We start from the raw sequence: 24,005 nt of genomic DNA on the forward strand, positions 1-24,005 counted from the left end.
AAATGAAAAAGACAAAAGTAATTAACTCAGATTTATCGCGTGTGATTGCTACCATGGGGCATTTTGATAAGTTGGCAATTGGTGATGCCGGCACGCCAGTTCCCAAAGATACTGAAAAGATTGACTTGGCTGTCACTAATGGGATTCCCAGTTTCATGGACGTGCTCAACAATGTTCTTGAAGAATTGGGCATCCAACGGATTTTTCTGGCTAGTGAAATTAAAACAGAAAATCCTGAAATGCTAGCACAAATCAAGAAGCGTCTGCCTGATACGCCGCTTGAATTTATTACGCATGAGGAATTAAAAGAAAGCTTGAAGGATTGCAAGGCTTTTGTCAGAACTGGTGAAATGACGCCATTTGCTAATATTTTACTTGAAAGTAACGTTGTCTTTTAACGCTAGGAGAAAAAATTGAATACTACTGCATTATTAGTTGGTCTTGGTCCACTCCTTGGCTGGGGATTGTTCCCGACAATTGCATCTAAAATCGGCGGCAAACCTGCTAACCAAATTCTAGGTACTACTCTTGGAACCTTTATCTTCGGCTTGGTCTATGCAATTGCTGGTGGGTACGCGTTACCGACTGGAACAGCGCTCTTATTGTCAATTATTTCTGGAATTGGCTGGGCAAGCGCGCAGATTGTGACCTTTATGTCCTTTGGCTTAGTCGGCTCTTCACGGGCGATGCCGATTACGACGGCCTTCCAATTGTTAGGTGCTTCATTATGGGGTGTAATTGCCCTGGGCGACTGGCCGGGCATCCCCGCCAAGATAGTGGGAGCAATTGCCTTAGTAGCGATCATTCTTGGCGCCTACATGACGGTTTGGTCAGAAAAGAAAACCGCGCAAAAATCTAGCCTGCTTAAAAAGGCAACGATTTGGCTGCTATTTGGTGAGATTGGTTATTGGGCATATTCTGCTGCACCACAAGCTGCACATGTTGATGGGCAACATGCCTTTTTGCCGCAAGCGATTGGAATGTTATTAACCGGGGTTGTATATGGCATCTATGTTGCAATTAAAGATAAACAAGAAAATCCTTTTACAGAACTGGTTTCTTACAAGCAGATTTTTGCGGGGTTCTTCTTTGCTTTTGCGGCTTTAACCTATTTGATTTCAGCCCAACCTAATATGAACGGTTTGGCGACGGGTTTTGTTTTATCACAGACTTCGGTTATTTTGGCGACCTTAACTGGTATCTGGTTCTTAGGTCAGAAAAAAACTAAAAAGGAAATGCTGGTGACGGTTACCGGTTTAATTATTATTCTGGTTGCTGCCGCCGTAACAGAACTTGTTTAACTAAATAAATAAGAATAAATTCATATTTGTTAAAATTAAAGCCATAACTCTTAGAGAGCTGTGGCTTTTTTGTTATAGCGTAAGGATATAAGATTAAGTAAGACTAAACAATTGACAAAAAGTAAGTAAAAGTCTAGCATATAAGATGCTTACAGATAATAAGTAAGAAAGGAATTAACATCATGCAAAAATTACAAAACTGTCTCACTGGATGTTCAACTAAAATCAATGGTCACAGTCTGTTTTTGCAGTTAATTTCGCTTTAATAATCGTTAATAGTTGGAAAGCTGCGAATTTAAATGTATTCGCAGTTTTTTAATGAGGACCTGTTAATTTGCGTAATTGACAGGTCCTTTTTTGTTAAGAAGTGAGGGGGAAGAAATGAGCTGGCAGATTATCTCTCAGAGTTTACCGGTTTTTGGTAAAGCTTTTGAGTTAACTCTTTGGCTGTCACTAGTCGGGATTGTGGGCTCAATTATTGTCGGTATAATTAGCAGTTTAATGCAATATTTTAAGGTACCGGTGCTGTGTCAAATTTTCACAGCTTATGTCGAAGTGGCACGTAACACGCCACTGTTAATTCAATTATTTTTCTTATATTATGCGTTTCCTGTTTTAGGCTTGAAAATGTCAGCAGAAACTTGTGGCATTATCGGTTTAATTTTCTTGGGTGGAGCTTATATGGCAGAAGGCTTTACCGGTGGCTTTACAGGAGTCAATGCTAATCAAATTGATAATGGTAAGGCACTAGGAATGAGTAAGTTGCAGTTAGCCCGCTATGTTGTTTTCCCGCAAGGCTTTGCACTCAGTATGCCAGCTTTGACCGCGAACATTATCTTTTTAATTAAGGAAACTTCGATCTTCTCGGTAATTGCAATTCCAGAATTAACTAATACAGCACTAGATTTAATCGGGATGTATTATCGTTCTAATGAATACTTGTTAGTGCTAGTTATGGCTTATGCAGTTATTTTGATTCCAGTTATCTTGATACTCAATTATTTGGAAAGGAGAGTTCGTTATGGCACATTCGGCAATTAATGTTTTCTTAGCTGGGGACAATTTTGCTCGGATTATGCAAGGGTTGTGGACTTCGGTCTGGATTGCGGCCGTTAGCTTAGTACTGGGTTTAATCTTAGGAACTATTTTTGGTGTTTTAAGAACCTTGCCTAATAAAATTGTCCGCTTTGTTTTACGACTCTACCTTGAATTCTTCCGAATTATGCCAACAATTGTCTTGCTGTATTTAGTCTATTACATCCTGCCAAGGCAGCTGCATATCAACTGGTCGGCGAGCTGGATGGCCGTTTTGGCATTTGCCTTATGGGTCGCCGCGGAATTTAGTGATATTGTGCGTGGAGCAATTGAGTCGGTGCCATTATCGCAGAAAGAATCGGGTTTGGCATTAGGGTTAAGTCGTCTGCAATTATTCCGCTATGTCTTGTTGCCACAGGCAGTCAAACTGGAATTGCCGGCAACGATTAATTTGGCAACGCGGGTAATTAAGACGACTTCACTATTGATGACAATTAGTATTATTGATGTGATTGCCGTTGGTCAGCAGATTATTGAAGCCAATAACCAGCAATATCCAAATGCTGTCTTTTGGATTTATGGCTTGATTTTTATTTTATATTTTGTAATTGATTATCCGTTATCAGTTTGGGCTAAGCGCTTAGCTGCGAAAAAGTAGGTGAAATAAATGGCAAAAGAAATTTTACGAGTTGAACATTTAAATAAGTTTTATGGCGACCGTCAGGTATTGCATGACATCAACTTTAAACTAGAAGAAGGCGAAGTGTTAACCTTGCTTGGACCATCGGGATCAGGCAAGAGTACCTTGCTCAGGTGTCTTAATGGACTTGAACAATTCAATGAAGGTGCGATTTATTTTAAGGGACAAAAGATCACTCCGACTGATCAGAATTGGCAAGAGTTACGCCAAAAAATCGGCATGGTCTTTCAGAGCTATGATTTATTCCCTAATTTAACAGTAATGGAAAATATTTTATTGGCGCCAACCAAGGTGCAAAAGCGTCCAGCAGCAGAAGTTAAGGACGAAGCATTGAAGCTGCTAGATCGCGTTGGGTTAGTTAAGTACGTTGACGCCTATCCGCGAGAATTGTCTGGTGGGCAGAAGCAGCGGATTGCAATTGTCCGGGCTTTGGCAATGCATCCAGAAGTGATGCTCTTTGATGAGGTGACAGCTTCACTTGATCCGGAAATGGTGCGTGGTATTTTACAAATCATGACGACTTTGGCGAAAAAGGACCACATGACGATGATTATCGTGACGCACGAAATGAACTTTGCCGCGCAAATTGCGGATCAGGTCTTGTTTTTAGAAGACGGTAAGATTATTGAAAACACGCCAGGAGAGCAGTTCTTTACTAAACCACGGACTGACCGGGCGCAAGAATTTTTAACAAGTATGGATTTTTAAGGAGAAACAATGAAGAAGAATAAGACAAGAAATACAATTATTGGTGTGGTGGTTGTTGCAATTATTGCAATTGCAGCTTTCTTTGGGATTAAATCATCAAGTAATCATTCGGCAAGTAATAATGATAGCAGTGTAACTGCCATCAAGAAGCGCGGCGTGTTGCGTGTAGCTGTCTTTGGCGATTTGCCGCCATATGGCTGGGTTAATTCCAGTGGTAAACGGGTAGGTTATGATGTACGTTTGGCACGGCAAATGGCTAAGGACATGGGGGTAAAGATTAGATTTATCCAAGTTAATGCCAATAACCGGGTCGACACTTTAAATTCCAATAAGGCTGATTTAGTTTTGGCTAACTTCACGGTTACGCCGGAACGTAAGCAGGTTGTTGACTATGCTAAACCTTACATGAAGGTTTCTGTTGGGGTGATTTCACCTAAGAATGCGCCAATCACTAGGGCTAGTGAGTTGAATGGCAAGAGTTTAATTGTCACTAAGGGAACTACCGCCGAAAATTACTTTACTAAGAAGAGCGGCATTAACTTATTGAAGTTTGATTCTAAGACCCAGCAATTTAATGCCATTAAGAATAAGCGAGCAGCAGCCTTAGCTGATGATAATTCTTACCTTTATGCCTGGGTTAAGAAGAACCCAAGCTACACTGTCGGTATTAAGAATATTGGGCCGAACCAATTCATTTCTCCAGCCGTTAAGAAGGGCAACAAGTCTTTGTTAACTTGGACTAACAAAGAAATTACCAAATTAAATGGACAAAAGTTCTTTGTTAATGATTATAATCAGGAATTAAAGCCATACTTTGGCAGTGAAGTTAAGCCAAGTGACATTGTTTTAAATTAACCTGAATGCAAAAAAGATTAAGGCTTGAATTTTACTAACAAAAATGTTAGAGTAATTAACGTTAATCGATTAATCTATGGCTTGAAATAAGGTCATGGCAAAAGGAGTAATAAACATGAAACAAGGCATTCATCCAGATTACCAAGAAGTTGTCTTCATGGACTCAGCTACAGGTGCTAAGTTCGTTGCAGGTTCAACTTTGAAGCCAACGGAAACAGTAGAATACGAAGGTAAAACTTACCCATTAATTCGCGTTGAAATCACTTCAGATTCTCACCCATTCTACACAGGCAAGCAAAAGTTTGCTCAAGCAGATGGTCGGATCGAAAAGTTCAACAAGAAGTATGGTATGAACAAGAAGTAGTACCTTTGATCTGGTGGAAGCAGTCCCATTGGGGCTGTTTTTTTATGTGAAGCTAAATTGTTATACCAAATCGAAATTAAGTGTAATAATTGCTGTACGGACTTTATTTTTTAGGAGCAAAAATAGATGAAAATGCAACTGGCAGAAATTGCCAAAGCAATCAATTCAACTTGTGAAGGTAATGAACAAACAGTTATTACTTCGGTTGCCTTTGACTCAAGAAAAATTACAGATGGCGGCTTGTTTGTCCCACTAATGGGCGAACGCGATGGTCACGACTTTATTGATAGTGCAATTGCTAATGGAGCTTGCGCAACTTTATGGCAAAAGGGTCATGCTGATAAACCGACAGCTATTGCCGTGTTAGAAGTTGATGATCCGCTGTTAAGTATGCAAAAATTAGCACAGTACTACTTAAACAAGGTTAATCCAACTGTTGTTGGTATTACCGGTTCTAATGGTAAGACAACAACTAAAGATATGACTGCTGCGGTGCTTGCCAAACGCTTCAACGTGCACAAGACAGATGCTAACTTTAATAATGAAATTGGCGTACCAATGACTATTTTGGAAATGAAACCAAATACAGAAATTTTGGTTTTGGAAATGGGTATGGATCATGCTGGACAATTACATCATTTAAGTGAATTGACGCATCCTGACGTAACGGTTATTACCATGATTGGTGAAGCTCATATTGAATTTTTAGGTTCGCGTGAAGGCATTGCCGATGCCAAAATGGAAATTACTGACTTTTTGCGTGAAGATGGTGAACTCATCTACAACGGGGATGAACCGCTTTTACGTGAACGCAGTGCCAAAATTAAGCAAGCAAAAGTTACCTTTGGTTTTGCAAAAGATGATACAGTTTATGCGACAGGCTTTAGAAGTTATAAGCACCATGCTACCTTTACAATTAACGGTTCGCAAAAGCAGTTTTCAATCCCAATGATTGGTAAACACAATGTTTCTAATGCCATGTCAGCTCTTTGTGTTGGTCGGCATTTTGGCGAAAGCGATGAAGAAATTGCTGCCGCATTAGCTAACTTCACGCCGACTGCTAACAGAATGGAATGGGAAAAAGGCGATGTTGGTGAAGATATCATGAGTGATATCTATAACTCCAATCCAACCGCTGTTCGGGCTGTTTTAACTAGTTTTGGTCAAATTCAGGTTCCAGAAGGCAGCCGCCGCATTGCCGTTTTGGGTGATATGTTGGAACTTGGCAAGCGTTCTGCTATTTTACATGCCGACTTAGCCGATAGCCTTGATCCCCAAGTGATTAACGAAGTATATTTATTTGGCGCTGAGATGAATAACTTAGCTGCTGCTTTAAAGAGCAAATACGCGCCAGAGAATTTACATTATTATAGAGAAGATCAGATGCCGCAAATGATTGCAGCACTGAAGAATGATATTAAGCCGCACGACATTGTAGTCTTAAAAGGTTCGCATGGGATGCACCTTGAGAAAGTATTAGAGCGGCTTAGATAAGGAGAATTTAGTGAAATTTTCGGAATTAGGATTAAATGATGAGCTTCTAAAAGCGATTAAGCGTTCAGGCTTCGAGGAAGCAACTCCAATCCAGGAACAAACAATTCCACTTGCCTTAGCGGGCAAAGATGTAATTGGTCAGGCACAAACCGGTACTGGTAAGACAGCTGCCTTTGCTTTGCCAATTTTACAAAACTTAGATCGTCACGAAAAGACAATTCAAGCTTTAATTATTGAACCAACACGTGAACTTGCTATTCAAACGCAAGAAGAACTTTTCCGTTTAGGCCGTGATGAAAAGGCACGTGTGCAAGTAGTTTACGGTGGGGCTGACATCGGTCGACAAATCCGCTCACTTAAAAAGCAAGTGCCAGCAATTTTAGTTGGTACTCCAGGTCGTCTACTTGACCACTTAAAGCGTAAGACAATCGACTTAGAAAATGTTAATACCATTGTGCTTGATGAAGCCGATGAAATGCTTGACATGGGCTTTATTCAAGATATTGAAAGTATCTTAAGCTACGTGAAAAATCGTAAGCAAACTTTGCTGTTTAGTGCGACCATGCCGAAGCCAATTTTGCGTATCAGCGAAAAATTCATGAACAACCCAGAGATTGTTCGTATTAAGGCTAAGGAATTAACTGCTGACTTAATTGACCAATATTTTGTCCGTTCAAAGGACTCAGAAAAATTCGACATTATGTGTCGGTTGATTGACGTTGAAAGTCCAGACTTAGCGGTTATTTTTGTGCGGACCAAGCGTCGTGTTGACGAAGTTACTCGCGGCTTGCAAGCTCGCGGTTATAATGCTGCTGGTATTCATGGTGACTTGTCACAAGCACGCAGAATGAGCGTCTTGAAACGTTTCCGCAGCGGCAAGCTTGATATTTTGGTTGCGACTGACGTTGCTGCCCGCGGGCTTGATATTTCTGGTGTGACCCACGTTTACAATTATGATATTCCACAAGATCCAGATTCATACGTTCACCGTATTGGTCGTACCGGTCGTGCGGGTCAAAATGGGATGTCTGTTACCTTCGTGACCCCAAACGAAATTGGCTACATGCGGACCATCGAACAATTGACCAAGAAGAAGATGGAACCACTTCGTCCACCATCAGACGATCAGGCTTTGCGTGGTCAATTGAAGGTTGCCAAGACTAAGATTGAAGACCTGATGAAGGAAGACTTGACTAAGTATACCCAAGATGCTGATGAACTCTTGGAAAATTATTCAGCAGTTGACCTTGTTTCTGCTTTCTTGAAGAACTTATCTAAGGATTCTTCAAAGGTTGAAGTTAAGATTAGTTCTGAAAAGCCGTTACCATATAAGGGTGGCGGTCGTCGTGGCGGCGGCCGCGGACGTGGTCATTATGGTCATGGTTCAAGAAATGGTCACGGTGGTCGTGGCGGTTATCGTGGTGGTGACCGTAACCATCGTGGCGGCGATCGCGATCATGGTCATGGCAATTACCGCGGTGGTCATTCACGCCGCAATGGCGGCGATCACAATTTTGTGATTAAGAATAAAAAAGATTAATGATTTATTTAAAAGTGAGTTGTTCTGGTGAGCAGCTCACTTTTTGTATTATAATTTTGAAATGTGAGGTAAAGAAAATGATTGTTGGCGTAGGAATTGATGCAGTTGAAGTTGAACGAGTTGCTAAGATCGTTGCCAAGGGCGATAATTTTGCTAAAAGGGCACTAACTCCTAAGGAGTTTGCCCAATATCAGAAAATGCAGGGTAAACGCAAGGTGGAATATCTTGGCGGTCGTTTTTCGATTAAAGAAGCCTTCTCTAAGGCAATGGGGACTGGACTTGGTAAGTCACTCGGCTTACAGGACGTAGAGACCCTCTGGGATGATTTGGGTCATCCAGTAACGACTTCAACCAAATTCGATGGCAACATTTTCCCTAGTATTACTCACGACAATCATGAAATTATTACATTAATTGTGTTGGAGAAATAAAATGGTTCCAGGAATACATCGTCCGGCAGCAGTCCGTGTTGACTTAGATGCAATCAGACAAAATATCAAGCAAGAATTAAATCATTTAGAACCGGGACAGAAATTGTTTGCGGTAGTTAAGGCTAATGCCTATGGTCACGGAGCAGTTAAAGTCGCGCAAGTTGCTGCAAAAGCTGGTGCAGCGGGCTTTTGCGTCGCAATTTTGGATGAAGCACTGGAATTGCGGCGGGCAGGGATTGTTCAGCCAATTTTGGTTTTGGGCGTGACGCCAGTTGAATATGCGATGCTGGCAGCAGCTAATGGGGTCTCTTTGACTGTGCCAGATTTAGCCTGGCTAAAAGCAGCCGCACAAAATTTAGCAGCTAGTGACTTGCAGCTAAAAATTCACTTGGCAGTTGATTCGGGGATGGGGCGTATCGGCTTTAGCAGTGATGATGAATTTGTGGCTGCTAATGATTTTTTGCTTACTAATCAAAACTTTATCGTTGAGGGCTTGTTTACACACTTTGCCTCTGCCGATAGCAGTGATGATACTTACTTTAAGCAGCAGGTTGTGCGGTTTAACCACCTAAAGGGTCTGCTTAAGGTAAAGCCAAAATGGATTCACGTTGATAACACTGCCGCCAGCGTTTTTGATAAAAAAATCCCTAGCGACTTGGTACGCTTTGGGATTGGTCTTTATGGATTGAATCCGTCTTCTAATCCAAATAGCGAAGACTTATCTACTAAGATTAAGCTGCACCCAGCTCTATCATTTGAAAGTGAACTGGTGCAGGTACATACAATCCACCAAGGTCAAGGTGTCGGTTATGGTTCAACTTATATTGCCGATCAAGACCAAATTATTGGTACGGTTCCCGTTGGTTATGCCGATGGCTTCATTCGGAAGTTCCAGGGCTTTAAAGTCAAAGTGGGAGATGAATATTGTCCCATTGTTGGCCGCGTCTGTATGGATCAATTAATGGTACTATTGCCGCATGAGATGCCTGCTGGCACCAAGGTAGTGTTAATTTCTAATGATCCCACTACACCTAATAATATCAAGGCAGCTGCGGATTACGTTGACTCAATTCACTATGAGGTGGCCTGTTTACTTGATGACCGCCTGCCACGAATTTACGATCACGAATAATTAACCTATTAAATTAAAAACCACTGCTAGATTATCTCTAGCAGCGGTTTTATTTGATTAGTGAATTTTAATTATTACTTTTCCGGGTTGTCAATGTAAACTCCGGGATTCTCATCACTCATGATGGTCATTCCCGCTTGCAGGTCTTCAATTTCAGAAACAACATAACCTTTATGTTCTAGCTTGCTGACAATGGTCTTCAAGGTGCTTTCACTGATGCCAGCTGGCAGTGTAAATAGAATCCGGCGGACAAAAGTTCCGTCGGTTTCTGCGGCAGTTGCGTCTAAGCTCATAACACCGGCAATGTTTGAATATTTAGTAATAACTTTGGTCATCTTAGCCAAATTGCCGCGGTCGTTATCGGTCAGTACGGTAAAGACATAAGAACCAGTTTTAATGTTCCAAGCATTAGACAACATGTCGAGTAAGCGCGAGTGGGTTAGAATGCCGTAAAATTTGCCGCTTTCATCTAAAACGGAAATATAAGGTAAGTCCTTAATCGTGAAGAAAACTTTAAAAAATGGTGAGTTTACTTTAATTGTTTTAGTGGCATTTTTGAGTAATTCAGTGACCGGTAGACTCATATCCTTACCTTGGGATTTGTGCCGGTAGATGTGCATTTTGTAAATATTACCACGGAAAATAGTACCAGTGTCATCAAGAATCGGCACACACCGAAACCCAGAATCTTCGAGGGTTTTAAGTGCTTCTTCGAGTGTGGCGTGCTCGTTAACCGTTACTAGGTAATCTTTTTTAATAACTAGAGATTTGATAAGCATGAGATTGCCTCCATTTGTATAAATAATCCTTGTAATTATAACATAGATGGTTTTACGATTAAATAAATATTAAAATAAATTGTTAAACTGATAAATTAAAAGAGGAACTAGTTGCTAGATTGTAGCTGTTAAGCTAAATAAATGGCACGAATGTGCTATCATTAATACGATTAAATATAAGGGGAATTTTAATGAAAATTATTGCAGGTCTGGGAAATCCAGGCAAAAAATACGATGGTACTAAGCACAATACGGGCTTTATGGCACTAGATCATTATTTGACAGAAAATAATCTTACACTTGAACGTGATAAGTTTGAAGGCAAATTTACAAAACAGAAAATTAACGGCACAGATGTTATCTTGCTTGAGCCGCAAACATACATGAATGATTCAGGACGATCTGTTGCGCAAGTAGCGCACTTTTTTAAGGTGGCACCACAAGATATTTTAATTATTCATGATGACATGGACATGGCTTTAGGCAAAATTCGGGTCCGAGCCAATGGTAAGTCGGGCGGTCACAATGGCATTAGAAGCATTATTCGCGACTTAGGAACAAGTGACTTTAACCGCTTGAAGATTGGTATTCGCCACCCTGCAGAAGTGACAGAAGCAAGTGTAATTTCTTGGGTATTGTCGCCATTTAATAAGGAGCAGCAGGAGTTAATGTCAGCTGCCTTTGCCAGGAGCAGTCAGATTATCGCTGATTTTATTGCTGGTCAAAGCAGCCAATATTTAATGAATAAATATAACTAAAATGCGTTTAACAAATTTACTTGAACAAGATCAAGGTTTATCAGATTTTATTAAAAAAACTACGCAAGTTAATAATTCTTTGATCACTGGCGCCACTGCCGGTGCTTTTAGTCTGCTGTTAAAGCAAATTGTTCAGGAATTAAACCAGCCACTGCTCTTAATTGAAGAAAACGAAAGCAAGGCACAAAAATTAACCAGTGAATTAAGTGCCATCATGCCTAGTGGCATGGTGCAAAGCTTTCCGGTTGACGCGACAATTGCCACGCAGACGGCAGTAAGTTCGCCTGATGAATTGAGCGGCCGAATTCAGGCGCTTAACCTATTATTAAGTGAGCAGCCGGGAATTGTGGTAACTACCCCACAAGGCTTGCAATATCAATTGTCAGATCCAGCCGCATTTAAACAGGCTCGGCGCGAGTTTGCCCCAGGTAAAGAATTTGATTTGGCTGCGTTAACCAGTTGGCTGGTGCAAACGGGTTATCGCCGGGAAAACTTGGTCGCACGTCCGGGTGAATTTGCTTTACGCGGCGATATTTTAGATATTTATCCATTAGATCGGGAAAATCCGCTGCGAATGGAATTTTTCGGTGATGAAATTGATACGATTAAAGAATTTGACTTGGCTAGTCAGCGCAGTCAAAAGACCATAGACCAAGTCACCGTTGCCGCCGCACAGGATCGGGTCTTTACAGCTGATGATTTTGCACGGGCAAGGACTGCAATTGCTAAAGCAATGGCTGATGCGCCAGCGCCAGTAGAAGCAGTTAAGGATCACTTTACGCAAACGCTTGATGAGCTCAAAGACGGCACATTACCACAAAATTACGCCTTTTTAGTTGATTTTTTAATTAAGGAGCCGAGTAATCTATTAGCATACCTTGCGCCAAGTGGCGTGGTGTTATTAGATGATTGGCCGTTGATCGATCAGGCAGTTAAAACCGTGGATCAGCAGAATGCTGGCTTTATTGATGATGAATTAAAGACCGGAGCAATGCTGCCGGGACAGGAGTTGCGTGCCAATTTTAATCAAAATTGGACCAAGGATCGGCACGCTCATATTTATTTTTCACTCTTTCAACGGAGTATGGGGCGTATTCGCTTGGGGCAATTGTTTGACTGGCAGACACGTGAGCCGCAGCAATTCTTTAGTCAGATGCCGCTGATTAAGACCGAAATTGAATCTTACCAGAAGACACGGCAAACAGTGATTTTGCAGGCAGATAATGATAAACGGGCACATCAAATCAGTCAAACGATGGCAGAATTTGGTCTTGATGTGCCGGTAGTTGATGCTAGTGCGATTAGTGAACACCAAACGCAGATTATTGTTGGCGGATTTACCAGTGGCTTTACACTGCCTGAAATTAGTTTGGTTTATCTAACCGAACACGAATTATTTAATAAAACAACGCACCATAAACGGCGAATTAAAACCCTGGAAAATGCCCAGCGCTTGCGTAATTATACTGAACTGAAGCCAGGCGATTATGTTGTTCATGTTAATCATGGGATTGGCCGTTTTGAAGGAATTAAAACACTAGAAAATCAGGGCATTAAGCGGGATTACATTACCATTACCTACCAGCACGGCGACCAATTGTTTGTGCCTGCCGATCAATTAAGCTTGGTGCAAAAGTATGTTGCTTCGGAAGGTAAAACTCCCCACGTTAACAAGCTAGGTGGCAGTGAATGGGCGAAGACAAAACGCAAGGTACAGTCAAAGGTTGAGGATATTGCCGATGACCTCATTGAATTGTATGCTAAACGTGAGTCCGAAAAGGGCTTTGCCTTTTCACCGGACGATGATTTGCAGCGGCAGTTTGAAGATGCTTTTCCTTATGTGGAAACGCCAGATCAATTGCGGTCAATTAAGGAAATTAAGCATGACATGGAGCAGGATAAGCCAATGGACCGTCTGCTGGTGGGGGATGTTGGCTTTGGTAAGACGGAAGTAGCTTTAAGAGCGGCTTTTAAAGCCATTCAAGACAATAAGCAAGTCGCCTTTTTGGTACCGACAACAATTTTAGCGCAGCAGCATTACGAAACAATCCAGGATCGCTTTAAAGATTTTCCGGTTAACTTTGCGATGCTGTCACGTTTTCAAACTCCAGCAAAAGCTAAGGAAATCGTTGCGGGATTAAAAGATGGTAAAGTTGACTTAGTGGTCGGCACACACCGGATCTTGTCCAAGGATGTTAAATTTAAAAATCTAGGACTCTTGATTGTCGATGAGGAACAGCGGTTTGGCGTTAAGCACAAGGAAAAATTAAAGGAACTCAAAGCTAATATTGATGTCTTGACTTTGACGGCAACGCCAATTCCGCGAACGCTGCATATGTCAATGGTCGGTGTTCGCGACCTGTCAGTCATGGAAACGCCGCCGTCTAATCGGTATCCGATTCAAACTTATGTCATGGAACAGATTCCAAGCGTGATTAAGGATGCGTGCTTACGTGAAATGCAGCGCGGCGGGCAGGTCTTTTACCTGCATAATCGCATTGGTGACATTGACGATGTTGTTAACCAGTTGCAAAATTTAATTCCGCAGGCGCGCATTGCTAGTGTGCACGGGCGCATGAGCCAGAACCAGATGGAAGATATTCTGTACCGCTTTTTGAATCGGGAATTTGATATCTTGGTGACCACAACCATTATTGAAACGGGGATTGATATGCCCAATGTGAACACAATGATTGTGGAAGACGCGGATCATTATGGTCTAAGTCAGCTTTATCAGTTGCGGGGTCGGATCGGTCGTAGCGCGCGGTTAGCGTATGCCTACTTTTTGTATCAACCTAATAAGGTTCTAACTGAAATTGGGGAAAAACGACTGGATGCAATTCGTGATTTTACTGAGTTGGGCTCCGGCTTTAAGATTGCGATGCGTGACTTGTCAATTAGAGGTGCCGGCAACATGCTTGGTGCTCAGCAGCACGGTTTCATTGACAGTGTTGGCTATGATTTGTACTCACAAATGCTGGCTGATGCGGTTCGTGAACGTAAGGGCAAAAAGCGCATTAACAAGACTAATGCGGAAATTGATTTAGGCTTAGAGGCTTACATTCCTGACACGTATATTGGCGATCAAGAAGAAAAAATCGAATTTTACAAGAAGATTAAAACGGCTGATGCCGATGAGCTTGACCAAATTCAGGATGAATTGATTGACCGCTTTGGCGATTATCCGCAGCCAGTTGAAAACTTGCTGGCGATGGCTAATTTAAAGATTGAGACCGATTTAGCTCAGGTTTTAAATATTGTTAAAACAGCTAATCGCGTTAAAGTGGAATTTGCACCTGATGCCAGTCGAGAACTAGAGGGATCAAATATTTTTAAGGCCTTGGAACACGTTAAGTTAAAGGCTAGAATAAGCTTATCGCCGCAAAAGCGGCTGGTGGTTCTGTTAGAACTGCCAGCTAATGAGAATAGCCGCATGCTGACAAATGAATTGATGACATTTATGACTGCGGCAAGTGATATTATTCAAAGATAGAGGGATAAAGATGCGAATTGATAAATTTTTAAAAGTTTCGCGATTGGTTAAGAGAAGACCAATTGCTAAGGAAATGGCAGATCAGGGACGAATTAAGGTTAACGACCGAGTAGTTAAGTCCAGCTATGATGTCAAAGTCGGCGACGTTATTGAAGTTGGTTATGGTTCAAGACAAGTTAAGGCCAAGGTATGTGCAATTCGTGAAACTACCAAAAAGGCTGAAGCAAGTGAGCTTTATGAACTAGTTGATTAATCGGTTTCGATATTAATGACTTTTATAGGTGGCCTTGTTATAATTAAAATAGTATTGTTTTAATAATAGGGGATCAAAAATGAAAGGACCACGCATTTATAATTCGCTTAGTCCAGAAGAGCGAATGGCACGTTTGAAACGTAAACAGGAAAAAAGAGAACAAGAAGTACACCGGGTGCGGCGCAACCGGATAGTCGCGGTATTTGCGATTATCTTTGTCTTTTTGGGTGTGCAGATTGGCATTACACACGCGCAGACTAACCGCATTAATAGTGAGGTGCAGACTTCTAAAAAATCACTTAGTACAATTAATAAGGAAAAGCGGGCTCTGTCTGCTAAACGTGATGACCTCAAAGATCCGGATTACGTAGCCAAATTAGTGCGGTTCAAGTTTTTATATTCCAAACCTAATGAAACAATCTACAATATTCCAGAAGAAAAAGATAATAATTAATGAAATATCAAGTAGGACAGCGGATAACTGGTGTTGTTAACAATATAACGGATTTAGGTATTTTTATATCATTACCTAAAAGCCATTCCGGCTTAATCCACCACAGTGATTTTGGCAATAATTGGGATCGTGAGCGGCATAATTACCAGATTGGTCAGAGCGTTCGCACCGTAATTGTCCATAACTTTAAGGGAAAAATCAGTTTATCGAAGATGCGGGTCAATGATCCAACCTTAGTCGATCAGACTAACCAATTTTCTGCTGTTGAAAAGGCAGATTTTTTGCAAGTATTGACTAAAACGGTAACGGATAGCGAAGCAGAAATTAAGAAGCTGCACCAAGAATTAACGAATTATGGCAACTAAGATTGCGGACTTTTTTAAGCAAAATAATTTGCCATTAGCTAATAAAACGTTGGTGGTGGCGACAAGCGGTGGACCAGATTCGATGGCATTGCTGGCAATGCTTAGTTACTTGCAGAAAAAATATCATTTAAAAATAGTTGCGGCTCACTTGGATCACCAATTGCGGCCCGATTCTAGTGCGGAAGCTGCGGTAATTGAGCAGTATTGCTCTGGTAAGCAGATTAAGATAATTAATACTGTCTGGCCAGTTGAATTACACCCGCATACGGGAATTGAGGCTGCTGCACGGGCTTTTCGCTACTCTTTCTTAGCAAAAGTAATGCGGCAGGAGCACGGCGATTACTTATTAACAGCGCATCACGGTGATGACTTACTGGAAAACATCCTGCTAAAATTTATTCGCTCGGGTAATCCTAGTGAGATGAATAGTCTGCAGCCGGTTAGCCAGTGGCAGGGAGTTCTGCTATTGCGGCCGCTGTTAACTTACAGTAAAGAGCAGCTGTTTGAGTATGATCACGATGAGCAAGTGCCGTTTGTTGAAGATACAACTAATGCTGCAGATGATGTGTTGCGTAATCGTTTGCGCCATCATGTGGTGCCGCTTTTAAAACAAGAAAATCGGGCAATTGGACTTAATGCTTTGCGTTATAGCAAGCAGATGAGCATCTTAACGGATCTAGCTGCAAGAGCCTTTGCAGCAGTAACACCGCCTAAACCTTTTTTGAGCTTTGCTTATCGGCAGCAGGAATCTGCCCTTATCCAATTTTCTGAGCAAGAGCAGCTTGCTTATTGGCAGAACTTCATCTGGCAGACGTGGCATGTTCGGGTTAATGAAAATTTGGCTGGATTTGAGTTACTAAAATACCAAGGGTATTGGTATATCATGCCGGTTAAGCTGCCAACATTGCCGCAGGCAAGAGTAGTTAAACTAGATGAAGAATTTAACTGGGGCTCGCGGCACTTATTAATAAGTAAGAATAGTTGCTCATCAGGTCAGTTATTAGGTCAGTTTAGGGTTAAGTCAGCGAGTCAATTAGTAGCTTATTCTTTGCCTAAAGGTGCAAAATTACTGTTGAAGAATGGACAACATGTTAAAAGCAAGAAAAAGTTTGCTCAAAATGGCATTCCTGCGGTATTACGCCCATATTGTTTGGCTTTAGTTGCCAATGATCAGGTGCTTTTTGTCGAAAATGCTTATAGCAATCAAGAAGTTGACTTTATTACAGACCAATATTATGTTTATAACATTAAATGATAAGATCCTTTAAAATATTAGAGCATTAGTGAAATTTGTGTTAAACTTTTATTCGTATATTTCTAGAAACTTTGCGGAGGTTTTTTATGAAGAATAACCGGAATCGGCTGTTATCGAACGGCTTGTTCTATATAGTTGTCTTCCTTCTGTTATTGGGAGGTATCAACTGGGCGCTTGGCGGCTCTGATAATTCTGGCAGCAGTGAAAATATTAGCTACTCTGAATTTGTCAAAGACTTACGTCAAGGCAAAGTTAAAAACTTTAATGTTCAACCTGCTAACGGGGTTTATACCGTTTCAGGTAGTTATAAAACAGCACAAGGAAATAAGGGACAATCAAAAAATAGTTTTGACTTCTTTAGTGGTAATTCGGGTTCACAAGTAACGCGATTTTCAACCACAATGCTGCAGAATGATTCTAGTGTTGCCAACGTCCAAGACTTAGCTCAAAAGAGCAATACGAAGATGACAACCCAAGGAGAATCGCAGTCAGGCAACTGGATTTCAACAATTGTCATGTTAGTGCCGACAATTCTCTTTATTGTCATGCTGTGGATGATGATTAGTCAGACAGGCGGCGGTCGCGGCGGCTCAGGCAGTGGCGGTATTATGAACTTTGGTCGCTCCCATGTTAAGCCTGAAGATCCGAAAAAGAATAAGGTTCGCTTCTCCGACGTTGCTGGTGAAGAAGAAGAAAAGCAAGAATTAGTTGAAGTCGTTGAATTTTTGAAGAATCCATCTAAATTTACTAAGCTGGGCGCGAAAATTCCGTCCGGTGTTTTGCTTGAGGGTCCTCCGGGTACCGGTAAGACCTTGCTTGCGCGTGCAGTTGCTGGTGAAGCAAATGTACCATTCTTCTCAATTTCTGGTTCCGACTTTGTCGAAATGTTTGTTGGTGTCGGTGCCAGTCGGGTTCGGGACTTATTTACGAATGCTAAGAAGAATGCACCAAGTATTATCTTTATTGATGAAATTGATGCCATTGGTCGTAAGCGTGGCAGTAATGCCAGCGGCGGCGGTAATGACGAACGTGAACAGACTTTGAACCAATTATTAGTTGAAATGGACGGTTTTGAAGGTAACGAAGGTGTTATCGTTATTGCTGCAACCAACCGGTCTGATGTTTTGGATCCAGCACTGCTGCGTCCAGGAAGATTTGACCGAAAAGTCTTAGTTGGCTCACCAGATGTTCGTGGTCGTGAAGCTATTTTACGGGTTCATGCTAAGAACATGCCATTAGCTTCCGATGTTGACTTAAAGGAAATTGCTCGTCAAACTCCGGGCTTTGTCGGCGCTGACTTAGCTAACCTCTTAAATGAAGCCGCATTGCTTGCTGCTCGGCGCAATGGTACTGAAATTACGGCAACTGATCTTGATGAAGCTGAGGATCGCGTCATTGCCGGACCAGCTAAGAGGAATAGCATGATTTCTAAAAAAGAAAGAGAACGTGTTGCTTTCCATGAAGCGGGTCACTCAATCTGTGGGTTAGTTTTAAGTGACTCACGGACTGTTCGTAAAGTTACGATTGTTCCACACGGTCGCACTGGTGGTTATAACTTAATGTTGCCAAAAGATGATCAGTTCTTATTAACCAAAAAGCAATTGATGGAACAGATTGTGGGGTTAATGGGTGGTCGTGCCGGTGAAGAAGTTGTAGTTGGTGATCAATCAACTGGTGCTTCTAACGACTTTGAGCAGGCAACACAAATTGCTCACAGCATGGTTGTTAATTACGGGATGACCGACTCTTTAGGAATGGTTGAGCTTGAAAAAGAAGGCGAAACTAATCCTTATGGCTTTAAGCCGTATAGTGAAGCAACTTCAGCCAAAATTGACGAAGCAGTTAAAGAACTGCTTGATGAGGCTCATGCTAAAGCTGTGGAAATTGTCAAGGAAAACCGCGACAAGCACCGTATAATTGCGGAAGCATTATTGAAGTATGAAACTTTAGATGAAAAGCAGATCATGTCACTGTATACAACGGGTAAGATGCCAGAAAAAATGCCAGAATACCCGAGTGAATCTAAGGCTTTGACTTACGAAGAAGCTAAAGCAGCTGCTGAAAAGAAGGAAAATCATAAAGCAATTGTTACAGCTAATGAAGATAAACATGTTCATGATGAAAAAGAGGCAGAAACTCCTTTAGAGAAGAATGAAGAAGTAGAAGAACGCAATCCGGAAAATCCAGAGAAGGCTCCTAAAGCTGATTCAGATTCTACACCTAAGGGCAGTGACCATTTTTCAGATGATCAATAAGATTAATAATTAATAGGGCCTAGTTACAGGCTCTATTTTTTTAGGAGAACTAAGATGAGTGATTATTTAATTAAGGCAATTGATAAAACTAAAAATTTACGGTTATTAACGGTAACAGCTAAGGATTTGGTTCAAGAAGCCCAGACTAGACACGATACTTGGTCAGCGTCTTCCGCAGTTTTAGGGCGGAGTTTAGTTGCCGGCGTCTTATTAGCGGGGGCTGAATTAACCGACAAGGAAGAATTGACGGTGCGCTTATTAGGCAATGGTCCGGTTGGCCCCACAGTAGTAACAGCGCAAGCTGACTTGACAGTGAAGGGTTATGTTAAAAATCCCCACATTGCCTTGCCGCCGCGCGAAGATGGTCATATTGATGTTAAAAAGGCAGTTGGTCAAGGCTGGTTAGAAGTGACCAAAGACTTAGGCTTAAAGGAGCCTTACACAGGACAAGTGCCAATTGTATCTGGTGAAATTGCTGAGGATGTTGCTTACTATCTGACTAAGTCAGAACAAATTCCGTCAGCGGTTGGCTTGTCAGTGTTTGTTAACCCGAATAATACAATTGGCGAAGCTGGCGGCTTCATGCTGCAAGCTTTGCCAGGTGCCAGTGAGAGCCTGATTACTAAGACAATTAAGCATATTGATGATCTGCCGGCACTATCGACATCATTTTTAGCCGGGATGACACCGGAAGACTTGGCGCGCAAGATTTTAGGAACTGACTGCAAAATTTTGGCAAAAGAACCAGTAGCCTGGAAATGTGATTGCTCAAAGGATAAATATGCTGAAATTTTAGAAACTTTAAAAGTTGATCAATTGCAGTCCATGATTGATGAAGATCATGGTGCTGAATTGACGTGCAACTTCTGTGGCAGTAAGTATCACTATACAGAAGCTGAATTAAATGCTATTTTAGGAAAGAAAAAAGAAGACAAAGAATATTAATTCAGTGTCTTCTGTGAAATTAGAGTTGTTCAATTTTTAGTAGATACATCAAGATTAAATCAATTACGGCAATTGCAGAATAGATACTACCAGTAGTCTTGCCAAAAATTATGATCCAGCAGCTACCGCCAATGGTATAAACAATAATTTCCAGTATTAGTTTAGCCACTCCTGTCAGGGCTTGAGGTGAATGAGGTGCCCCGTAGCGCGACCAGACTAGGAAAATAAGGATTGCGATGACAGCAAAAATAATTTTGCTCAGAAGATTATGCTTAATAAATATGCCGCTGAAGATGCCAATAACTGTTGCGCACTCTAATAAAAAGCGGCAGCTAATTGTAATTATTTTGATAAAATTCATAGATGCTATCCTTTCTTTTATTTTTAAGTATAATCCAAAATCAAGGTGCGGTTAATACCGATTTTGATTATAATGTAAGGGTTGAACAAAGATGAAAAGGAGTGTGACAACATGTTAAACGTCTATATTGTGCGTCATGGTGAAACTGATACGAACAAGATGGGGGCAATCAATGGTTCTTCAGTTGATTTGCCGCTGAACCAGACAGGTATTAAGCAAGTTGAAACCTTGCGGGATAGTTTTGATATTAATCAAATTGATTATGTCTATGCTAGTCCCTTGAAACGGGCGCAGCAGACTGCAAAAATTTTGGCGCAGGATAAGCGTGAGATTATTACCGATAAACGGCTGACGGAAATGAATTATGGTAATTGGGACGGTAAAGATACACAGGAAATTCGTGATAAGTATCCGCAGGTCTTTGATGAACTAGGTTATTTTAAGGAAAATTATAGCGATTACTCGACTGGTGAAAGCTATCAGGAATTAGGCGCACGGCTTATGGACTTTTGGCATGACCTTATTCAGCAGCATGAAAATGAAGCAGTATTGCTTGTCTTTCACGGCACGGCTTCACGTTCGATGGTTCAGAATATTTTGGAAATTCCTAATATTGCCCTAATTGGCGAAATCCAAAATGCTGGTGTAATTAACTTTTCTGTTGATGATCGCAGTAAAAAAGCATATTTGCGTTATTATAATCGGGTTGCTCCCGGGAAGTTTTTCTTGAAGAAGTAATTAACCACAATCGTTCTTTTAAGTGGTTAACACCGTGAAATTTTGCTGATTTAGTCTTTTTTGTTATGATGTTAAAGTATTTGAAAGGATGATTTGGTGGATAATAGTTGGAAGATTCGGGATATTACTATTCCTAATCGCGTTGTTGTTGCACCGATGGCCGGAGTTTCTAATTCGGCATTTCGGATGATTTGTAAAGAATTCGGCGCGGGAATGGTTGTCTGTGAAATGATTTCGGATCATGGGATCATTTATCGTAATAAAAAAACAATGTCAATGATGAAGGTTGATCCGCAAGAACACCCAATGAGTATTCAGATTTTTGGGGGAACTGAAGAAACTCTGCTTGAGGCGGCACAGTACATCGATCAGCATACTGATGCTGATATTATTGATATTAATATGGGCTGCCCAGTACCGAAAATCACAAAAACGGATGCGGGTTCTAAGTGGCTGCTTGATTCAAACAAGATTTATCAAATGGTGCATGCAGTTGTGCAAAATGTGTCTAAGCCAGTTAGTGTAAAAATGCGAATTGGCTGGGATCGTAAGCATATTTTTGCGGTTGAAAATGCTTTAGCTGCCCAAGAAGCCGGTGCAAGCATGATCGCGATGCATGGTAGAACACGTAAGCAGATGTACCAAGGACATGCTGATTGGGAAACATTGCATGATGTTGCCCAGGTCCTTGATATACCTTTTGTTGCTAATGGCGATATTGAAACACCAGAATTAGCCGCAAAAGCGTTAAAAGAAATTGGTTCAACTGCTGTTATGGTTGGTCGGGCTGCTTTAGGGAATCCCTGGATTTTAAAAGATATGACCCATTATCTTGAAACGGGTGAACGGTTAACGCCGCAGACAGTTCGCGAGAAGGTTGCAACTGCTAAGCATCAATTGCAAGGTTTAGTTGACCTAAAGGGTGAAAAAATTGCGGTACCAGAATTTCGTCAGCAGGCAGCCTACTATTTGAAGGGTGTTCCCCGTTCTGCGCGCACTCGTGCTAAAATAAATGAAGTATGGACAGCGCAAGAAGTTTATGACTTACTGGATAACTTTGTTGAGGATTATGAGAAGCGTCAGGCGCAAAAGACGGCTCGACGTGTCGCAACTATATAGTAATGGAGGAAAAGTAATTGGCAAAAAATGAAATGAACGATCAATTAATTGTTCGCCGCCAAAAGATGGAAGAATTACGTGAGAATGGGATTGAGCCCTTTGGTATGCGTAAATTTCATCGTCAAGATTTAGCAAAGACCTTAAATGAAAAGTATCGTGATGATGATAAAGACGAGTTAAATAACGACATGCCTAAGACCAAGGTAGCCGGCAGAATGCTTGCTAAACGTGGTAAGGGTAAAGTTGGTTTTGCTGATCTTTATGATCGGACTGGTAAGGTACAAATTTACGTTCGTAAGGATATTGTTGGTGAAGACAACTACAAGATTTTCAAAAAGTCTGACATTGGTGACTTTTTAGGTATTGACGGCGAAGTAATGAAGACCGATACCGGCGAATTGACCATTCGTGCAACTCACGTTACCTTCCTGTCTAAGGCACTGCGCCCACTTCCTGACAAGTATCATGGCCTAAAGGACGTTGAACAAATTTACCGGCAACGTTATCTTGACCTGATTACTAATCAAGACAGCTACAAGCGCTTTGTCAACCGGACTAAGATTATTCAGGCAATTCGTGACTTCTTGAATAAGAAGGACTTCTTAGAAGTTGAAACGCCAGTTTTGCATAATATCCCTGGTGGTGCTGAAGCACGTCCATTTATTACCCACCACAATGCGTTAGACATTGATCTTTACATGCGAATTGCGTTGGAATTACCACTTAAACGGTTAATCGTTGGTGATATGGAACGCGTTTATGAAATTGGTCGGGTCTTCAGAAATGAAGGCTTAGATACTCACCATAACCCTGAATTTACAGAACTTGAGACGTATGCCGCATACTGGGACTTCCACGATGTAATGGATGAAGCAGAAGGCATTATTCGGGCTGCTGCTGAAGTTGTTTCACCAGATGGTAAGGTTACTTACCAAGGCACAGAAATTGACCTAGGTAAGCCATACCGTCGTGTTCATATGGTTGATTTAATCAAGGAAAAGACTGGCGTTGACTTCTGGCAAAAGATGAGTGTTGAAGAAGCAACTAAGATTGCTGAAGATCACGACATCAAGGTCGAAAGCTTCTGGAAGGTTGGTCACATTATCAATGCTTTCTTTGAAAAGTATTGTGAAGAAACCATTGTTGACCCAACTTTTGTCTATGGTCATCCTGTTGAAATTTCACCATTAGCCAAGAAAAATGCAGATGATCCACGATTCACTGATCGGTTTGAAATTTACATTATGGGTGAGGAATACGGCAATGCCTTCTCAGAATTAAATGATCCAGATGACCAACGTGAACGGTTTGAAGCCCAAATGGCTGAACGTGAAGCCGGTAATGATGAAGCAGATATGATTGATGAAGATTATTTGCGGGCAATGGAATACGGTATGCCGCCAACAGGTGGACTCGGAATCGGAATCGACCGGTTGGTAATGCTGTTAACAGATGCACCAGCAATCAGGGATGTTTTGCTCTTCCCAACCATGCGTCCGGAAAAAGTCGAAGACATTGATCGCGAAGTTCAAGCAGATTTAAAGAAAAAAGCAAAAAATAATTCAGCAGAATAAGCTGTTAGACTAGGCTTTTTAAGCAATTAGGAAATTCTTTTTGAAGAATTTCCTTTTTTTCTTGCAAAAAAGGTTTGCAAAATCAAATTCATTTGC

General features: G+C 41.3%; 24 protein-coding genes. 22 read left to right on the plus strand and 2 right to left on the minus strand.

Annotated features, from left to right (window positions below):
* Positions 1-2: 2 nt before the first annotated feature.
* The 11 genes from rbsD (at position 3) to alr (ending at position 9,560) form a co-directional block, all read left to right on the plus strand.
* Positions 3-398, plus strand: coding sequence for a D-ribose pyranase (rbsD, locus tag PT281_RS04805; RefSeq protein WP_277152551.1), 396 nt, complete (start codon positions 3-5; stop codon positions 396-398).
* A gap of 15 nt (positions 399-413) precedes the next feature.
* Positions 414-1,301, plus strand: a complete 888-nt coding sequence (locus PT281_RS04810) for a GRP family sugar transporter (protein ID WP_277152553.1) — start codon at positions 414-416, stop codon at positions 1,299-1,301.
* Positions 1,302-1,682: 381 nt separating this feature from the next.
* On the plus strand, positions 1,683-2,342 hold the full coding sequence (locus tag PT281_RS04815) for an amino acid ABC transporter permease (RefSeq protein WP_277152555.1): 660 nt from the start codon (positions 1,683-1,685) through the stop codon (positions 2,340-2,342).
* A complete protein-coding gene (locus tag PT281_RS04820) occupies positions 2,323-2,994 on the plus strand; it encodes an amino acid ABC transporter permease (RefSeq protein ID WP_277152557.1) in 672 nt (223 codons plus the stop codon). Before PT281_RS04815 ends, PT281_RS04820 begins: the two co-directional genes overlap by 20 nt.
* A 9-nt stretch (positions 2,995-3,003) precedes the next feature.
* Positions 3,004-3,744: an amino acid ABC transporter ATP-binding protein gene (locus PT281_RS04825; protein ID WP_277152559.1), complete on the plus strand. Its 741-nt coding sequence runs from the start codon at positions 3,004-3,006 to the stop codon at positions 3,742-3,744.
* A 9-nt stretch (positions 3,745-3,753) separates the two neighbouring features.
* Positions 3,754-4,599, plus strand: coding sequence for a transporter substrate-binding domain-containing protein (locus tag PT281_RS04830; protein WP_277152561.1), 846 nt, complete (start codon positions 3,754-3,756; stop codon positions 4,597-4,599).
* A 115-nt stretch (positions 4,600-4,714) separates the two neighbouring features.
* Positions 4,715-4,963: a type B 50S ribosomal protein L31 gene (locus PT281_RS04835; protein ID WP_277152563.1), complete on the plus strand. Its 249-nt coding sequence runs from the start codon at positions 4,715-4,717 to the stop codon at positions 4,961-4,963.
* Between the two features lie 126 nt (positions 4,964-5,089).
* The gene (gene murF, locus PT281_RS04840; protein ID WP_277152565.1) at positions 5,090-6,457 is read left to right on the plus strand and encodes a UDP-N-acetylmuramoyl-tripeptide--D-alanyl-D-alanine ligase; all 1,368 of its coding nucleotides are present in this window, start codon (positions 5,090-5,092) and stop codon (positions 6,455-6,457) included.
* Positions 6,458-6,467: 10 nt separating this feature from the next.
* A complete protein-coding gene (locus PT281_RS04845) occupies positions 6,468-7,997 on the plus strand; it encodes a DEAD/DEAH box helicase (protein ID WP_277152567.1) in 1,530 nt (509 codons plus the stop codon).
* A gap of 77 nt (positions 7,998-8,074) precedes the next feature.
* Positions 8,075-8,428 carry a holo-ACP synthase gene (acpS, locus tag PT281_RS04850; protein WP_277152568.1) on the plus strand — a complete coding sequence of 118 codons (354 nt, stop codon included), beginning with the start codon at positions 8,075-8,077 and terminating at the stop codon, positions 8,426-8,428.
* Position 8,429: 1 nt separating this feature from the next.
* Entirely contained in the window at positions 8,430-9,560 is a 1,131-nt protein-coding gene (gene alr, locus PT281_RS04855) for an alanine racemase (protein ID WP_277152570.1), read from the plus strand.
* A 74-nt stretch (positions 9,561-9,634) separates the two neighbouring features.
* On the opposite strand, the gene cbpA is transcribed toward alr, so the two are convergent.
* A complete protein-coding gene (cbpA, locus tag PT281_RS04860; protein ID WP_277152572.1) occupies positions 9,635-10,339 on the minus strand; it encodes a cyclic di-AMP binding protein CbpA in 705 nt (234 codons plus the stop codon).
* A 191-nt stretch (positions 10,340-10,530) separates the two neighbouring features.
* Here cbpA and pth point away from each other — a divergent pair, with 191 nt between their 5' ends.
* From pth to hslO, 8 genes are all read left to right on the plus strand, one after another.
* Complete coding sequence (gene pth, locus PT281_RS04865; RefSeq protein ID WP_277152573.1) at positions 10,531-11,097, plus strand: aminoacyl-tRNA hydrolase; 567 nt, start codon at positions 10,531-10,533, stop codon at positions 11,095-11,097.
* Between the two features lies 1 nt (position 11,098).
* Positions 11,099-14,590 carry a transcription-repair coupling factor gene (mfd, locus tag PT281_RS04870; protein ID WP_277152575.1) on the plus strand — a complete coding sequence of 1,164 codons (3,492 nt, stop codon included), beginning with the start codon at positions 11,099-11,101 and terminating at the stop codon, positions 14,588-14,590.
* Between the two features lie 10 nt (positions 14,591-14,600).
* On the plus strand, positions 14,601-14,843 hold the full coding sequence (locus PT281_RS04875) for an RNA-binding S4 domain-containing protein (RefSeq protein ID WP_277130546.1): 243 nt from the start codon (positions 14,601-14,603) through the stop codon (positions 14,841-14,843).
* 79 nt (positions 14,844-14,922) lie between these two features.
* Complete coding sequence (locus PT281_RS04880) at positions 14,923-15,297, plus strand: septum formation initiator family protein (protein ID WP_277152576.1); 375 nt, start codon at positions 14,923-14,925, stop codon at positions 15,295-15,297.
* Positions 15,297-15,662: a S1 RNA-binding domain-containing protein gene (locus PT281_RS04885; protein WP_277152578.1), complete on the plus strand. Its 366-nt coding sequence runs from the start codon at positions 15,297-15,299 to the stop codon at positions 15,660-15,662. Before PT281_RS04880 ends, PT281_RS04885 begins: the two co-directional genes overlap by 1 nt.
* The gene (gene tilS / locus PT281_RS04890; protein ID WP_277152580.1) at positions 15,652-16,917 is read left to right on the plus strand and encodes a tRNA lysidine(34) synthetase TilS; all 1,266 of its coding nucleotides are present in this window, start codon (positions 15,652-15,654) and stop codon (positions 16,915-16,917) included. Before PT281_RS04885 ends, tilS begins: the two co-directional genes overlap by 11 nt.
* Positions 16,918-17,003: 86 nt before the next feature.
* Positions 17,004-19,172: an ATP-dependent zinc metalloprotease FtsH gene (gene ftsH / locus PT281_RS04895; protein WP_277152582.1), complete on the plus strand. Its 2,169-nt coding sequence runs from the start codon at positions 17,004-17,006 to the stop codon at positions 19,170-19,172.
* A gap of 54 nt (positions 19,173-19,226) precedes the next feature.
* Positions 19,227-20,117, plus strand: a complete 891-nt coding sequence (hslO, locus tag PT281_RS04900; RefSeq protein WP_277152584.1) for an Hsp33 family molecular chaperone HslO — start codon at positions 19,227-19,229, stop codon at positions 20,115-20,117.
* 19 nt (positions 20,118-20,136) lie between these two features.
* On the opposite strand, the gene PT281_RS04905 is transcribed toward hslO, so the two are convergent.
* Positions 20,137-20,478 (minus strand): YrdB family protein, encoded by a 342-nt coding sequence (locus PT281_RS04905; protein ID WP_277152585.1) that lies wholly within the window; start codon positions 20,476-20,478, stop codon positions 20,137-20,139.
* A gap of 111 nt (positions 20,479-20,589) precedes the next feature.
* Here PT281_RS04905 and PT281_RS04910 point away from each other — a divergent pair, with 111 nt between their 5' ends.
* The 3 genes from PT281_RS04910 (at position 20,590) to lysS (ending at position 23,909) form a co-directional block, all read left to right on the plus strand.
* Positions 20,590-21,216, plus strand: coding sequence for a histidine phosphatase family protein (locus PT281_RS04910; RefSeq protein ID WP_277152587.1), 627 nt, complete (start codon positions 20,590-20,592; stop codon positions 21,214-21,216).
* 96 nt (positions 21,217-21,312) lie between these two features.
* Positions 21,313-22,335 carry a tRNA dihydrouridine synthase DusB gene (gene dusB / locus PT281_RS04915; protein ID WP_277152589.1) on the plus strand — a complete coding sequence of 341 codons (1,023 nt, stop codon included), beginning with the start codon at positions 21,313-21,315 and terminating at the stop codon, positions 22,333-22,335.
* 17 nt (positions 22,336-22,352) lie between these two features.
* Complete coding sequence (gene lysS / locus PT281_RS04920) at positions 22,353-23,909, plus strand: lysine--tRNA ligase (protein ID WP_277130560.1); 1,557 nt, start codon at positions 22,353-22,355, stop codon at positions 23,907-23,909.
* Positions 23,910-24,005: the final 96 nt, after the last annotated feature.

It is taken from the genome of Lactobacillus sp. ESL0701, assembly GCF_029433445.1.
GTDB lineage: Bacteria > Bacillota > Bacilli > Lactobacillales > Lactobacillaceae > Lactobacillus.

Coding starts and splice junctions, on each gene's coding strand:
- PT281_RS04835 (WP_277152563.1), top strand. CDS start 4,715: ATGAAACAAGGCATTCATCCAGATTACCAAGAAGTTGTCTTCATGGAC.
- PT281_RS04885 (WP_277152578.1), top strand. CDS start 15,297: ATGAAATATCAAGTAGGACAGCGGATAACTGGTGTTGTTAACAATATA.
- PT281_RS04875 (WP_277130546.1), top strand. CDS start 14,601: ATGCGAATTGATAAATTTTTAAAAGTTTCGCGATTGGTTAAGAGAAGA.
- PT281_RS04910 (WP_277152587.1), top strand. CDS start 20,590: ATGTTAAACGTCTATATTGTGCGTCATGGTGAAACTGATACGAACAAG.
- alr (WP_277152570.1), top strand. CDS start 8,430: ATGGTTCCAGGAATACATCGTCCGGCAGCAGTCCGTGTTGACTTAGAT.
- murF (WP_277152565.1), top strand. CDS start 5,090: ATGAAAATGCAACTGGCAGAAATTGCCAAAGCAATCAATTCAACTTGT.
- cbpA (WP_277152572.1), bottom strand. CDS start 10,339: ATGCTTATCAAATCTCTAGTTATTAAAAAAGATTACCTAGTAACGGTT.
- ftsH (WP_277152582.1), top strand. CDS start 17,004: ATGAAGAATAACCGGAATCGGCTGTTATCGAACGGCTTGTTCTATATA.
- hslO (WP_277152584.1), top strand. CDS start 19,227: ATGAGTGATTATTTAATTAAGGCAATTGATAAAACTAAAAATTTACGG.
- tilS (WP_277152580.1), top strand. CDS start 15,652: ATGGCAACTAAGATTGCGGACTTTTTTAAGCAAAATAATTTGCCATTA.
- rbsD (WP_277152551.1), top strand. CDS start 3: ATGAAAAAGACAAAAGTAATTAACTCAGATTTATCGCGTGTGATTGCT.
- PT281_RS04825 (WP_277152559.1), top strand. CDS start 3,004: ATGGCAAAAGAAATTTTACGAGTTGAACATTTAAATAAGTTTTATGGC.
- PT281_RS04880 (WP_277152576.1), top strand. CDS start 14,923: ATGAAAGGACCACGCATTTATAATTCGCTTAGTCCAGAAGAGCGAATG.
- PT281_RS04830 (WP_277152561.1), top strand. CDS start 3,754: ATGAAGAAGAATAAGACAAGAAATACAATTATTGGTGTGGTGGTTGTT.
- PT281_RS04820 (WP_277152557.1), top strand. CDS start 2,323: ATGGCACATTCGGCAATTAATGTTTTCTTAGCTGGGGACAATTTTGCT.
- acpS (WP_277152568.1), top strand. CDS start 8,075: ATGATTGTTGGCGTAGGAATTGATGCAGTTGAAGTTGAACGAGTTGCT.
- pth (WP_277152573.1), top strand. CDS start 10,531: ATGAAAATTATTGCAGGTCTGGGAAATCCAGGCAAAAAATACGATGGT.
- PT281_RS04815 (WP_277152555.1), top strand. CDS start 1,683: ATGAGCTGGCAGATTATCTCTCAGAGTTTACCGGTTTTTGGTAAAGCT.
- PT281_RS04905 (WP_277152585.1), bottom strand. CDS start 20,478: ATGAATTTTATCAAAATAATTACAATTAGCTGCCGCTTTTTATTAGAG.
- mfd (WP_277152575.1), top strand. CDS start 11,099: ATGCGTTTAACAAATTTACTTGAACAAGATCAAGGTTTATCAGATTTT.